General features: G+C 67.6%; 9 protein-coding genes. 4 read left to right on the forward strand and 5 right to left on the reverse strand.

Annotated features, from left to right (window positions below):
* Nucleotides 1-4: 4 nt before the first annotated feature.
* From J7I44_RS14365 to J7I44_RS14385, 5 genes are all read right to left on the reverse strand, one after another.
* Nucleotides 5-913, reverse strand: coding sequence for a DUF4097 family beta strand repeat-containing protein (locus tag J7I44_RS14365; protein ID WP_209622305.1), 909 nt, complete (start codon nt 911-913; stop codon nt 5-7).
* Nucleotides 914-935: 22 nt separating this feature from the next.
* The gene (locus tag J7I44_RS14370; protein WP_209622308.1) at nt 936-1,358 is read right to left on the reverse strand and encodes a hypothetical protein; all 423 of its coding nucleotides are present in this window, start codon (nt 1,356-1,358) and stop codon (nt 936-938) included.
* Nucleotides 1,355-1,906, reverse strand: a complete 552-nt coding sequence (locus tag J7I44_RS14375; protein ID WP_209622310.1) for an RNA polymerase sigma factor — start codon at nt 1,904-1,906, stop codon at nt 1,355-1,357. Before J7I44_RS14375 ends, J7I44_RS14370 begins: the two co-directional genes overlap by 4 nt.
* 306 nt (nt 1,907-2,212) lie before the next feature.
* Nucleotides 2,213-3,991 (reverse strand): phosphoenolpyruvate carboxykinase (GTP), encoded by a 1,779-nt coding sequence (locus tag J7I44_RS14380; protein ID WP_209622312.1) that lies wholly within the window; start codon nt 3,989-3,991, stop codon nt 2,213-2,215.
* A 125-nt stretch (nt 3,992-4,116) separates the two neighbouring features.
* Nucleotides 4,117-4,695 carry a TetR/AcrR family transcriptional regulator gene (locus tag J7I44_RS14385; RefSeq protein WP_209622315.1) on the reverse strand — a complete coding sequence of 193 codons (579 nt, stop codon included), beginning with the start codon at nt 4,693-4,695 and terminating at the stop codon, nt 4,117-4,119.
* Between the two features lie 188 nt (nt 4,696-4,883).
* Here J7I44_RS14385 and J7I44_RS14390 point away from each other — a divergent pair, with 188 nt between their 5' ends.
* The 4 genes from J7I44_RS14390 (at nt 4,884) to J7I44_RS14405 (ending at nt 13,490) form a co-directional block, all read left to right on the forward strand.
* Complete coding sequence (locus J7I44_RS14390) at nt 4,884-5,768, forward strand: alpha/beta fold hydrolase (RefSeq protein ID WP_209622318.1); 885 nt, start codon at nt 4,884-4,886, stop codon at nt 5,766-5,768.
* A gap of 1 nt (nt 5,769) precedes the next feature.
* Complete coding sequence (locus tag J7I44_RS14395; protein ID WP_209622321.1) at nt 5,770-8,241, forward strand: acyl-CoA dehydrogenase; 2,472 nt, start codon at nt 5,770-5,772, stop codon at nt 8,239-8,241.
* Nucleotides 8,242-8,646: 405 nt separating this feature from the next.
* Nucleotides 8,647-11,862 carry a TonB-dependent receptor gene (locus J7I44_RS14400; protein ID WP_209622326.1) on the forward strand — a complete coding sequence of 1,072 codons (3,216 nt, stop codon included), beginning with the start codon at nt 8,647-8,649 and terminating at the stop codon, nt 11,860-11,862.
* Between the two features lie 110 nt (nt 11,863-11,972).
* The gene (locus J7I44_RS14405) at nt 11,973-13,490 is read left to right on the forward strand and encodes a tryptophan halogenase family protein (RefSeq protein ID WP_209622330.1); all 1,518 of its coding nucleotides are present in this window, start codon (nt 11,973-11,975) and stop codon (nt 13,488-13,490) included.
* The last annotated feature ends 223 nt before the right edge of the window (nt 13,491-13,713 follow it).

A 13,713-nucleotide genomic window follows, 5' to 3' on the forward strand; every position in this document is an offset into this window, starting at 1 on the left:
GCCCTCAATCCTTCTTGCGGATGCGCAGGTCGCCGCTAAAGGTTTCCACGTGGATGCGGCCCTTGCTACCGCCCACTTCGACGTTGAGTTCGCTGCCCGGGCCGTGATCGTGTTCGATGGCCTGGCCGAAGTCGCTCCGCAGGTCGCCACTGAAGCTGCTGGCGTGGATCGAGGCGGACAGGTTCGAGGGCACCTGGATCTGCACGTCGCCGCTCATGCTGTCAACGTCGATGCTGCCGTGCTCGGCGAGGCCGCCGCTGAGCTGCACGTCGCCGGAAACCGTGCTCAGGTTGAATTTCTTCCACGGCCCACCGCTGGCCTGGATGCGGCCGGAGACCGTCTGCAGGTCCGCCTGGTTGCCCAGCGAGGGGGCGAGGATGTCGCCGCTCACCGTCTGCAGGTCGGCACGCTCGGCATGGCCGGACTGCTGCACGGTGCCGCTCACGCTCTGAACCGACAGGTCGGGCGTGCGGGCATTGATCCGCACGCGGCCGCTGACCGAATTGACCGAAAGCTCGCCACCGTCCATGCCGTCGATGCCCAGCGGCGCGCTGACCACTTCCACGTCCAGCGTGGCGCCCTTGGGCACGTGCAGGTCGAGCGTGGTATCGCCCATCGCGTTGTCGCCGTTCCAGTTGAACCAGCCCTTGGAGCCGTCGCCCCTGGGCTTGACCTTGATCTCCAGGTCACCGTTGTCGCCGTCGATCGCGAGCGGCGCGGCGCCCTCGCCAAGCGAACCGGTGACCTGCACCTCGTTGCGATCCCACGCGGTGATGGTGACCTGGCCCTTGACGTTGCTCACGCTGATGCGCGCGTCGGCATTGGCCGGGTGGCGCAGATTGATCGGCGTGTCGGCCAGCGCCTGGCCGATGCACAGGGCGAGCAGCAGGGGTAGGTAGCGTACGGTTTTCATGGGTTGACTCCTCAAGGATGGCTCAGCCTGCCTGCTGGTCGAGCTGGCGCAGCCGCGATTGCTGTTGGCGGGTGCGCGACAGCAGTCGCTGCAGTGCCGGTGAATGGGGGGCCTGTTCCAGTGCCTGCCTCAGTTCCAGGCGCGCGGCGTCCAGTTCGATCGCCGCACCGGCCAGACGCGGATCGTCCGGCTTCCACGGCGCCTGCGCCGACGCGGTGACGGAGGTCTGCGGGTGATCGGGCAACGCGCCCTGGCGCAGGCTCAGGGACACGGCGAGCAGGCTCAGCCCCGCGAAGCTGGCGGCGAGCAGCCAGCCCGGGCGCGAGCTGCCGTGCACCGGTTCGGCCGGTTCCAGCGCGGCGTCGATCCGCGTCCACAGGTCGTGGCGCGGTGCGACTGGCGCGCGCAATTCGCGCAGCTGTCGACGCCATTCGAATTCGTTCATGACGACTCTCCGGGTTCGAGCATCCGGCGCAGCAGCCCGCGTGCACGGTGCAATTGCGCCTTGGACGTACCGACGGCCATGTCCAGTTCGCCGGCGATCTCCTCGTGGCGCCAGCCTTCCACGTCATGCAGCACCAGGACCGCGCGGGCGCGCGGCGGCAATTTGGCGATGGCGCGCTCCAGTTCCTCCCGCTCGGCGGCGCAGAAGGGCACTTCGCCAGGGTCGGGCAGGTCCTCCTCGCCGACGAAACCGACCGGCTGCGCCCCGCGCGAACGGATGTCCATCAGCGCCACGTTCACCGCCAGCCGGTACAGCCAGGTACCGAAGGCGCTCTCGTGGCGGAAGTCGGCCAGCTTCTGCCAGGCACGCACGAAAGCGTCCTGGGTCAGGTCCTCGGCACGCGCATGGTCGTAGCCGGCCAACCGGTAGACCGCACCGTAGATACGGTCGACATGCTGCCGGTACAGCCGCTGGAACGCATGGCGATCGCCCCTGGCCGCGGCGCGCGCGTCATCGGCGTCGGACCACGCGACAGGCGGTGGCGGCATCGGGCTTCCAGTGGCGAGGCAGGCGGCTTCCATCTTGCCAGTTTGGATGCACGGAAGTGGCGGAGCGTTTAATGCCTGTGCTCCCTCTCGCCATCGGGGAGTGGGCTGGGGTGATCGGACAATTGTCGCGGTAGGCGCTCGCCTGACGGGCCGCGCTTTTTGCCGTGGCCCATTCAAGCGCTCTGGCGAGGGTGGCCCCTCACCCCAATCCTCTCCCCGGAGGGGAGAGGGAGCTGGCTTGCGGCAGGCTGGAAAACTAGGCGTGTTTCACCCACCCCTCTCCCTGCGGAGAGGGGCTCCAGGCACTCAGGCCGTGGCAGCGCGGGGCGCGGATTCGGCAGCGGACAGCCCACGGGCCACGCGCTGCTGTTCCTGGTGCAGGCGTTCGGGCATGCGCGAGCCGAAGCTGGCCAGGTACTCGCCGATCGCGTCCAGCTCGGCCTGCCAGCCGGCGGTATCGATGTCCAGCAGTTCGCTGGTGGCTTCGCGCGGGAGGTTCAGGCCTTCGAGCTTCAATTCGCCCTCGGCCGGGATGATGCCGATCGGTGTCTCCATGCCACGGGCCTTGCCGTCCGCGCGGTTGATCATCCATTCCAGCACGCGCAGGTTCTCGCCGAAGCCCGGCCACAGGAACTTGCCGTCCTTGCCCTTGCGGAACCAGTTGACGTGGAAGATCTTCGGCAGCTTCATGCCCGGCTTGTCGAACGACAGCCAGTGCGCGAAGTAATCGCCGTAGTGGTACCCGCAGAACGGCTTCATCGCCATCGAGTCACGACGCAGCACGCCGACCGCGCCGGTCGCCGCGGCGGTGGTTTCCGAGCCCATCGCCGCGCCCATCAGCACGCCGTGCGCCCAGTCGCGCGCTTCCATCACCAGCGGCAGCAGCGAGGGACGGCGGCCGCCGAAGACGATCGCATCGATCGGCACGCCCTGCGCGTCCTCGGCCTTCTCCGACCAGGTCGGGCACTGCTTTGCGCTCACGGTGAAGCGCGAGTTCGGGTGCGCGGCCGGGCCGTTGGCCGGATCGTAGGGGCGGCCCTGCCAGTCGGTGACCGGCGTGCCGGGCAGGCCTTCCCACCAGGGCTGGTTGTCGGCGGTGACGGCCACGTTGGTGAAGATGGTGTTGCGCGAGATCGACTGCAGCGCGTTGGAATTGGTCGACGTGCTCGTGCCCGGCGCCACGCCGAAGAAGCCGGCCTCAGGGTTGATCGCGTACAGGCGGCCATCGGCGCCGGGGCGCATCCAGCAGATGTCGTCGCCCACGGTCCACACCTTCCAGCCGTCCTTGCGGTAGCCCTCCGGCGGAATGAGCATGGCCAGGTTGGTCTTGCCGCAGGCCGAGGGGAAGGCGGCGGCGACGTAGTGCGTGTCGCCCTGCGGGTTCTCGATGCCCACGATCAGCATGTGCTCGGCCAGCCAGCCCTCGTCGCGGGCCTGGTTCGAAGCGATGCGCAGCGCATGGCACTTCTTGCCCAGCAGCGCGTTGCCGCCGTAGCCGGAGCCATAGGACTTGATCGTGCGCTCCTCGGGGAAGTGCATGATGAAGCGGCGCTCGGGGTCGAGCTCGCCGGTCGAGTGCAGGCCCTTCACGAACGAGCCCTCCCGCTCGATGCGTTCCTGCGCGGCCTTGCCCATGCGCGTCATGATGCGCATGTTGGCGACCACGTACGGGCTGTCGGTGATTTCCACGCCGCAACGCGACAGCGGCGAGTCGATCGGGCCCATGCAGTACGGGATGACGTACATGGTGCGGCCCTCCATGCAGCCGTCGAACAGCGCATCGATCTTGGCGTGCGCCTCGGTCGGATCCATCCAGTGGTTGTTCGGGCCGGCGTCGTCCTGGTTCTTGTGGCAGACGAAGGTCAGGTGCTCCACGCGCGCCACGTCGGACGGGTTGGAGCGGTGCAGGTAGCAGCCCGGGTGGGTTTCCTGGTTGAGCTCGATCAGGGTGCCGTCGGCAAGCATCTCCTTCACCAGCTGCTGGTACTCGGCCTCCGAGCCGTCGCACCAATGGATCTTCGCCGGCCGCGTGCGCGCCGCCACCTCGTTCACCCAGCGCTCGAGCGCTTCCAGCTTGCTGGCCATGATGTCCTCTTCAAGGTCTTAGGAAAAAAGGGTTCCGGAACGCTAGTTTGCGTGCACTGGTATTGCAAGGTTGAGCGCAGCAACAAGGCGCGCGCAGACGCGCGTAACCGGCCCCCGAGGCCTTATCAGGCCGGAATCAATGTCGCGATCATGTGTTCCACGTAGGCGTCGAAGTCCTCGTGGCTGATGCGAGGCAGGCCCAGCGTGAAATTGAGTTGCAGGAAACCGACGTAGGCGGCGTAGGTCAGCCGCGCGCGGTTGAGCGCCTGCGGCGGGGGCAGGCCGGCCTCGCGGAAGGCGGTGGCCAGGAACTCGGTGCGCCGCTGCGACACGCGTGCCATCACCGGCACCACCAGCGGGTGATCCAGTGCCTTGAGCAATGCCGCATAGACGCGATGGGGACGCAGTTCGTGAGCAACGCGGCGGAACAGTTCGGGCAGCCGCTCGCGCGGATCGGCGATCGCCTCGATCTGCGCGATCACCTCGCGCTCGCCGTACTGTTCCCAGCGCTCCAGCGCCGCCTGCAGCAGCGCCTCGCGGGTGCGGAAATGCCAGTAGAAGCTGCCCTTGGTCACGCCCAGACGGCGGGCCAGGGCCTCCACCGCCAACGCCCCGACGCCCTGTTCGGCGATCAGGTCCAGGGCGGCGTCTTCCCAGTTCTCGGCGGACAGGCGAGTGCGTTCGGGCTTGCTGCTGGCGTTCATCAGCGCATGGTAGCGCTGTGGGAGGGCAGGCGACAGGCGGGCGCGACAGCGGCGTCTTCTCGTAGCAGCCTGGTTGCGGGTGATGCCTTACCCAACCTTGGCGAAAGGGCATCGCCCGCAAGCGGGCTCCTGCAGAAGTCGTGAGGCGGGAGTTGACCTCGCCCTGTCGCCAAACCATACTCTTGCGTATGGTATCAGTTGATCGCTTTTACGCTCCCGACGGCCTGGACCTGGCGGTTGAAACACGCCATGACGGTGGCGCGCCGACGCTGCTGTTCGCCCACGGCTTCGGCCAGACCCGCGGCGCCTGGAACGGGGCTGCCGATGTGCTGGCGGCCCGGGGCTACCGCTGCGTGAGCTTCGACAGCCGTGGCCACGGCGAGAGCGGCCGCGTCGCGGGCGGGGATTACCACATGGACCAGTTCGCCGGCGACCTTCAGGCGCTGGCGCGGGCTCAACCGGAGCCGCCGGTGCTGATCGGCGCCTCGATGGGCGGCCTGCTGGGGCTGGTGCTGGCGGGTGAGGCGCGCCCGGTGCCGTTCCGCGCGCTGATCCTGGTGGACATCACGCCGCGCTGGGAAACGGCGGGCGTCGAACGCATCCTGGCTTTCATGCAGGCCCATCCCGACGGCTTCGCCGACTACGCCGAGGCCTCAGCGCAGGTCGCCGCCTATCTGCCGCAACGACGCGAGCGCAAGCGCGAAGACCAGCTCAAGCCGCTGCTGCGCGAAGGGGCAGACGGTCGCCTGCGTTGGCACTGGGACCCGGCCCTGCTCGCCGGGGTGGTAAGCGAAAGCGAGCGCTACCAGCCACGCCTGCTGGCGGCGGCCGCGCGCGTGGAGGTGCCGGTCCTGCTGCTGTCGGGCGAACGCAGCGACGTGGTCTCGCGCGATACCGTGGCCGAGTTCCTCAGGCTGGTACCGCACGCGTGCCACGTGGAGGTCGCCGGTGCCACGCACATGCTTGCGGGTGACGCCAACGACGCATTTACGCGCGAAATCGCCGCTTTCATCCAAGATGTTTTCCCGGGCGGCCCCACCCGCCGCCCCGCCATTCCGCAAGAGGTGCATTGACATGTCCGTGTTCCTGACCCTGCTGGCCGCCATCGTGGCGACCGGCGCCTGTGCCTACCACCGCACGAGCCTGCGCACCTGGGCGATCGCCACGGTGGCCGCCACGCTGGTGGTGGGCGTGCTGACCGGCGCCTGGGTGACGATGACCGTGCTGCTGGTCATCGAGCTGCTCATCGCCGTGCCGCTGCTGATGCCGGCCTTCCGCCGCCGTCAGATCAGCGCGCCGCTGCTGAAAATGTTCGCCCGCGCCACGCCCACACTTTCGGCCACCGAGCAGACCGCGCTGGAGGCCGGCACGGTCGGCTTCGAGGGCGAGCTGTTCTCGGGCAAGCCGGACTGGCGGCAACTGCTCAAGCAGCCCAAACCCGAGCTGAGCACCGAAGAGCAGGCCTTCCTCGACGGCCCGGTGGAAGAGCTCTGCGCGATGATCGACGACTGGCAGATCACCCACGAGCTGGCCGACCTGCCGCCGGAGGTCTGGGCCTTCATCAAGAAGAACAAGTTCTTCGGCATGATCATTCCCAAGCAGTACGGCGGCCTGCAGTTCTCCGCATTGGCGCATTCGGCGGTGCTGCAGAAGCTGTCGACCGCTTCGGCGACAGTGTCCTCCACGGTGGCCGTGCCCAACTCGCTGGGGCCGGCCGAACTGCTGCTGCACTACGGCACCGAGGCGCAGAAGAACCACTACCTGCCCCGCCTGGCGGTCGGCGAAGAGATTCCCTGTTTCGCGTTGACCGGCCCTTACGCCGGCTCCGACGCCACCTCGATTCCCGACTACGGCATCGTCTGCAAACAGGTGGTCGACGGCGTCGAGACGCTGGGCGTGAAGCTCAACTTCGACAAGCGCTACATCACGCTGGCGCCGATCGCCACGGTCATCGGCCTGGCCTTCCGCATGTACGACCCCGAGCACCTGCTGGGCGAGACCGAGGACCTGGGCATCACGCTGGCGCTGCTGCCGCACACCACCCCGGGGCTGGAGGTCGGCCGCCGTCACTTCCCGCTCAACATCCCGTTCCAGAACGGCCCGGTGCGCGGCAAGGACGTGTTCGCGCCGCTGTCGACCATCATCGGCGGGCCGCAGATGGCCGGCCACGGCTGGCGCATGCTGGTCGAGGTGCTGTCGGTGGGCCGCGCCATTTCGCTGCCCTCCAACGCCACCGGCGCGATGCGCGCCTCCGCCGCGGCGACCGGCGCCTATGCGCGCATGCGCAAGCAGTTCGGCCTGGCGATCGCGCGTTTCGAAGGCGTGGAGGAAGCGCTGGCGCGCATCGGTGGCCTGACCTACGCCACCGCGGCGCTCTCGCGCGCCACCGCCGCGGCGGTCGACCGCGGCGAGAAGCCCGCGGTGACCTCGGCCATCGCCAAGTACCACGCCACCGAATGGGCGCGCCAGGTCGCCAGCGACACGATGGACGTGCACGGCGGCAAGGCCGTGCAGCTGGGCCCGAAGAACTATGCCGCGCGCGGCTGGGAAAGCGTGCCGATCGCGATCACCGTGGAAGGCGCGAACATCATGACGCGCAGCCTGATGATCTTCGGCCAGGGCGCGATCCGCTGCCATCCGTACGTGCTCAAGGAAATGCAGGCGCTCTCCATCGCCGACTACGGCGAAAAGCTGCGCACCTTCGACCGCCTGCTGTTCGGCCACGTCGGCTTCGGCGTCTCCAATGCCGTGCGCAGCTTCGTGCTCGGTGTCACCGGTGCGTCGATCGGGCAGAGCGCGGGTGATGCCTACACGCGCCGCTTCTACCGCAAGCTCGACCGTTACTCGGCCGCGCTCGCGCTGTGCGCCGACGTGTTCATGGGCGTGCTGGGCGGCAAGCTGAAGTTCAAGGAGAAGCTCTCCGCGCGGCTGGGCGACGTGTTGTCGTATCTGTACATCGCCAGCGCCATGCTCAAGCGCTATGAGGACACCGGCCGCCCGGAAGCGGATCGTCCGCTGCTCGCTTGGGCTTTCCACGAATGCATGTGGCGCACGCAGATGGCGCTGGACGGTGCGATCCGCAACTTCCCGGTCAAGCCGGTGGGCTTCCTGCTGCGCGTGCTGGTGTTCCCGTTCGGCCGGCGCGAAGTGCCGCCTTCCGATCGCCTGGGCCGCCGCGTGGCCGCCATCCTCACCGCGCCGGGCGAGGCACGCGACCGCCTGATCGACTGGGTCTACCTCACGCCCACGCCGAACAACACCATCGGCCGCATGAACGCGCTGCTGCCGGACGTGATCGCCGCCGAGCCGGTCGAGCGCAAGTTCGGCAAGGCGCTCAAGGCCGGCCAGCTGCAGGCGCACGACTACGAAGGCCAGTTGGCCGAAGCGGTGCGCGAGGGCGTGATCACCGAGGCCGAGGCCGCACTGCTCAAGCGCGTGCGCGATGGCGTGTTCGAGTTCATCTCGGTGGATGACTTCGATCCGTCCGAGCTGGGCACCGCAGTGACCCGGGCGGACAAGAAGCCGCGTTCGGTCGCCGTGGCCTGACGCCTGACGGACCCGGGCAGGGCGGGCCCAGGACGGGCTCCCTCTCGCCCGGCGCCTCCCCGAATGAAGGGCCGGGCGGGCGCGGTCGCGAGGCCGCTTCCGAGGATCGGAAAAAGGCGCCCGTTCGTTGAGAGCCGGCGCGACCCGGTTCCGCGCGTGACGGTGCGCAGGCCTCACCCGGTCGCTGCCTCCCGGGCGCTGCACGGCCGTTCGGGGCACGGCGAGCGCCTTGCTGTTCCGCAGCATTACATCGTCAGGCAATTGGGCTATGTTTGGAGTCGTTTGATTTAGATCGATCTAAATCGCAGGGTCGGTACGGACTGACGAAGGCGGATCCAGGTCGAGCGCAGGGGAAGCGGTTTGCTCTGAATTTGTAACGATCTAAATTCTCTCGGGAGGGGAACCATGAAAAGCCCATTCGTGCCGGTCACGCTGTTGGCCGCGGCCGTCCTGGCAGCGCTTTACTGCGGCAATGCCCAGGCGCAGACGCCGGAGCCGCAGAACCAGTCCCAACAGAACCAGTCCCGGCAGGGCCAGTCCCAGCAAGACCAGTCCGGGCAGGGCCAGGCCGACACCGGCGCCAAGGCACAGCCGGATCAGGCCGTCTCGCTGTCCAAGGTGCAGGTCACCGGCTACCGCTACTCGATTGAGAAGAGCCTGGATCAGAAGCGCGAAGCCAATGCGATCGTCGAGGTCATCACGGCCGAAGACGTCAGCAAGTTCCCCGACAAGAACGTGGCCGACGCGCTGCAGCGCGTGCCCGGCGTGATCATTTCGCGCGACGGTGGCGAGGGCAAGAACGTCAGCGTGCGTGGCCTGGCGGCCGAGCTCACGCTGACCGAGTTGAACGGCAACTACATCGCCACGGCCGAGTCCAACGGCGACCCGACTCGTTCCTTCAACTACACGCTGCTGCCGTCGAACATGCTTTCCAGCGCCGAGCTGTTCAAGACGCCGGAGGCACGCATCGATGAGGGTGGCATCGGCGGCACCGTCATCCTGCACACCCGCCGCCCGCTGGAGATGGAAGCGAACACCGGCTTCGTCTCCGCCGAAGGCACCTGGGCCGACACGACAAAGAAGACGGACGGCCAGTTCTCCGGGCTGTACTCCTGGCACGACAAGGCCGAGCGCTTCGGTTTCCTCGTCGGCTACACCAGCCAGAAGCGCACCACGCGCACCATGGGCGCCAGCACCGAGAACTGGCAGTGGTACGGCGATGACTACGACGCCCATCCGGCCACCGACGTCAACGGCCAGCCCTCGGGCATGACGTCCTACTGGTGGGGGCAGTCCGGCTTCAACGACCAGAACCATCCCTACACCGGTACCTTCCAGGATGGCTGGCCGACGGAGTGCGGCTATTACTGCAACTTCATGATGCCGACCTCGGTGAACCTCAACCTCACCAATGAGGACCGCGAGCGCAAGGGCGGGCAGGTGACCCTGCAGTTCCGCCCGGTCGACAACCTGACCCTGACGGCCAACTACTTCCGCTTCGATCTGTCGCAGGATTCCCAGACCAACACGCTGAAGATCCCGGAGTGGAACCTGGCCCGCTACGCCGGCGACGGCAACTGGCCCGGCGGCCGCATGCTCGACGGGCTGGCCTTCGACCCCAGCGGCACCATCGTCACCGGCGCCAATTACTCGGTGCATCCGGGCAAGGCCTACTACTGCAGCGGCGACGAGGCGGCGGCGGACGGATTGACCAACACCGGCGGCTTCGGCCCGGACGACTGCTCCATCCCGACCCCGCAGATCACCGGCAGCTACAACCACGAAAAGGCGGTGTCGCAGACCGCGGACATCGGTGCCGAGTGGGTGGGCGAGTCCTTCGACGCCAGCGTCAAGGCCGGCCGCACCTGGGCCAGCGGCGGCCCGCAGTTGCAGATTTCCGTGCCGATCAAGCCGCGCCGCCAGAATGCATCGGGCGACTACGACCTGGGCAACTATGCCAGCGCCTGGAGCCTGGTCGGAACGCCGACGATGACCTTCTCGCCGGAGCTGATGGCGAACCTGCGCAACGGCATCGGCGAAGTTGACCTCGGCTCGACCGGGTCGTCCTGGACCCGCAACGAGACCAGACAGAAATACGCCCAGGCCGACTTCTCCTGGCATGCCTATGGTGACTGGATGGACTCGCTGCAGTTCGGCGTGAAGTACCGCAACGGGGGCACCCACCGCAGTACCGGCAACAACTACTGGGTCTGCCAGGGCACCGATCCGGCCGACTACGACAACCGCTTCCAGAACGGTTGCGATCCCACCGCCTCGGTGTTCCAGCCGCAGTTCCTGTACGGGCAACCGCTGGGCAACCTCGCCGGCGGCATCAACGCCAGCGCCTTTCCGGCGATCAACTACCCGGCCTACGTCGCTTACCTCAACCAAGCCTACGGCGGGATGCATACCCGCAACGAGAACAACTTCATCTACAACGTCGGCGAGAAGATCTACTCCGGATACGTACAGCTCAACTTCAAGACCGAGCGCCTGCGCGGCAACCTCGGCGTGCGCCTGGCGCGCACGCGGCAGCACGCCGATTCGACCGATCAGGTCGATTACTACAACGACTATTTCTTCGATGGTGCGGACGGCAATCCGGCGCCCTGCCAGACCGGCAACCTGCCGGCCGCCGGCGCACCGGCGGGTTCCGGCTGCGTCAGCGGCTTCACCACGCTGCCGGACAGCCAGACCAACCCGGCCACCGGGCACGTCTCCTCGTTCGTGGTCAGCTCGCTCGACCGCACCTACACCGACGTGTTGCCGAGCTTCAACGTCGCCTACGACCTGACCGACGACCTGGTGCTGCGCGGCGCCGCCTCCAAGGTCATCTCGCGTCCGGGCTACAACGACATCGCCGCACCTGGTGGCCTGCAGTACTACAGCCCCGAATACGTCAACGATCGTCGCCTGATCGGCGGCGGCGACGAAGTGGGCTGGTACGGCGCCGGCAGCAACAAGCGCCTGGAGCCGTACAAGGCCACCCAGTACGACCTGGGCCTGGAGTGGTACTTCCATCCCGGCTCGGTGCTCGGCGTCGACGTGTTCCGCAAGGACGTCAGCAACTTCTCGGTGCCGGTGGTACAGGACGTCTCGATGGACGTCGGCGGCCAGAGCGTGACGGTGCAGAACTACTCGACCACCGCCGGCGGCCGCGATGGCGTCTCCAAGGGTGTCGAGCTGTACGCGCAGCACACGCTGGATTTCGGCCTCGGCTTCCAGGTGAATTACACCTACAACAAGACCAACGAGGCGGCGATCACCCTGGAGGACGGCACCGAGATCGGCACCTCGCCGCTGGTCGGCAGTGCGAAGAACCAGGCCAACTTCACGGTGTTCTACGAGACCGAGCGCTTCCTGGCGCGCGCGTCCTACAACCGCCGCGGCGAAGTGGTGGACGGCCTGGTCAACGGCCTGAACGTCTACGAGGAGCCCTACCAGCAGATCGACCTGAACGCGGCGTACAACATCACCAAGGCGTTTACGGTGACCGCGTCGGTGCTCAACCTCACCAAGGAGGAGTCGCGCTCGCACCTGGGCAACGACACCCGGGCGCGCTTCTACTCCAATGGCTACGCCGGACGCATCGTGTACATGGGCCTGACGTACAAGTTCTAGGAAGGCCTTCACCCCGCGCAGCGAGGTACGGGGAACCTTCCAACGGCAGTCGCCTGTACTCCCCGGGCGCTGCCGTTTTCTTGTCCGCATCACACGCGAAGGCAGCAGCGATGGACGACAACCGCATCCGCAACATCGTCGTCGTGGGCGGCGGCAGCGCCGGCTGGACGGCGGCGGCCGCGCTGGCCACCTACCTGGGCAAGGGTGCCCGCATCCGCCTGGTCGAATCGGAGGAGATCGGGATTGTCGGCGTGGGCGAGTCGACCGTGCCGTTCATGAAGACCTTCAACGCCCAGGTGCTTGGGATCCGGGAAGCCGACTTTGTCGCGCGGACGCAGGGCACCTTCAAGCTGGGCATCCAGTTCAACGATTTCGGGCGCATTGGCGACAGCTACGTGCACGGCTTCGGCACCATCGGCCGCTCGCTGGGGCCGTTGCCGTTCCACCAGTACTGGCTGAAGCTGTTCCTGGCCGGGCGTGCGCCCGACATCGGCGTCTTCTCGCTGCCGACCGTCGCGGCCCCGCGCAACCGGTTCACCGCCAGCGCGGTCGATGCGCCGCCCGGGTCGCCGCTGGCGGACATCGCCTACGGCTACCAGTTCGACGCCGGACTGTACGCGCGCTACCTGCGCGAGCTGGCCGAGCGCCGCGGCGTGCAGCGGATCGAGGGCCGCATCGTCGACGTCGTCCAGCGCGGCGAGGATGGTTTCATCGAGGCGGTGGTGCTGCAGGGCGGCGCGCGCATCGAGGGCGAGCTTTTCATCGACTGCTCGGGCTTCCGTGGCCTGCTGATCGAACAGACTCTTAAAGCCGGTTACGAGGACTGGAGCCGCTGGCTGCCCTGCGACCGCGCGATGGTCGTCGCCTGCGCGAGCGCCGGACCGCTGACGCCCTACACGCGGGTGACCGCGCGGGCGGCGGGCTGGCAGTGGCGTATCCCGCTGCAGCACCGCACCGGCAACGGCTACGTGTATTCCAGCCGGCACATCAGCGACGACGAAGCGGCCGCGAGCTTGCTCGAAACCCTCGACGGCACGGCGCTTGGCGAGCCGCGGCCGCTGCGTTTCACGCCCGGCAGGCGCCGCAGGTTATGGGACAAGAACGTCGTCGCGGTCGGCCTGGCGGGCGGCTTCATGGAGCCGCTCGAATCAACCGCCATCTACCTGGCGCAGTCGGGCATCCAGCGCCTGCTCGGGCTGTTCCCGACGCGCGCGTTCGATCCGCAGCTGGCCGATCGCTTCAACCGCGACTCCGCTTTCGAGCACGAACGCGTGCGCGATTTCCTGGCCTTGCACTATCACGCGACCGAGCGGAACGACACACCGTTCTGGGACCACTGCCGCACCATGGCGATCCCCGAGCCGTTGCGAGAGACGATCGCGCTGTTCCAGACCGACGGCCGCTATTTTCGCAACGGCGAGGACTTCTTCGCCCTGCCGAGCTGGGTGCAGGTGATGCTCGGGCAACGCATCGTGCCGCGCGGCTACCATCCCATCGTCGATGAGGTCCCCGACGCGGACCTGGTCGCGTTCGTCGAGCGCGTGCGCCGCACGATCGCCGCGTGCGTGGAGGCGATGCCTTCGCACCGGGACTACATCGACGAGCACTGCAAGGCGCTCGTGGCCTGACGACGGGAGCGGGCGCGAAAAACGTCGGATGCGATGGCTCTGACACACGGGTGGTTCCGGGACGCCTGGCGGAAAACGTTCCGGCGGAAGCTGGTCAACCTTGATCCTGGCCGGACAGCCACGTGGATTCCGGCTTTCCGGGGGGGGGCGTCCGATCGAGGTCTTCAAGGTTCCTGCAGGAGCGCACTCGGGCGCGACCGTGGCCCCGGGTAGCCTCGGACAT

Origin of the sequence: Frateuria flava (assembly GCF_017837635.1) — a bacterium.
In the GTDB taxonomy this organism is placed as follows: Bacteria; Pseudomonadota; Gammaproteobacteria; order Xanthomonadales; family Rhodanobacteraceae; genus Frateuria_A; species Frateuria_A flava.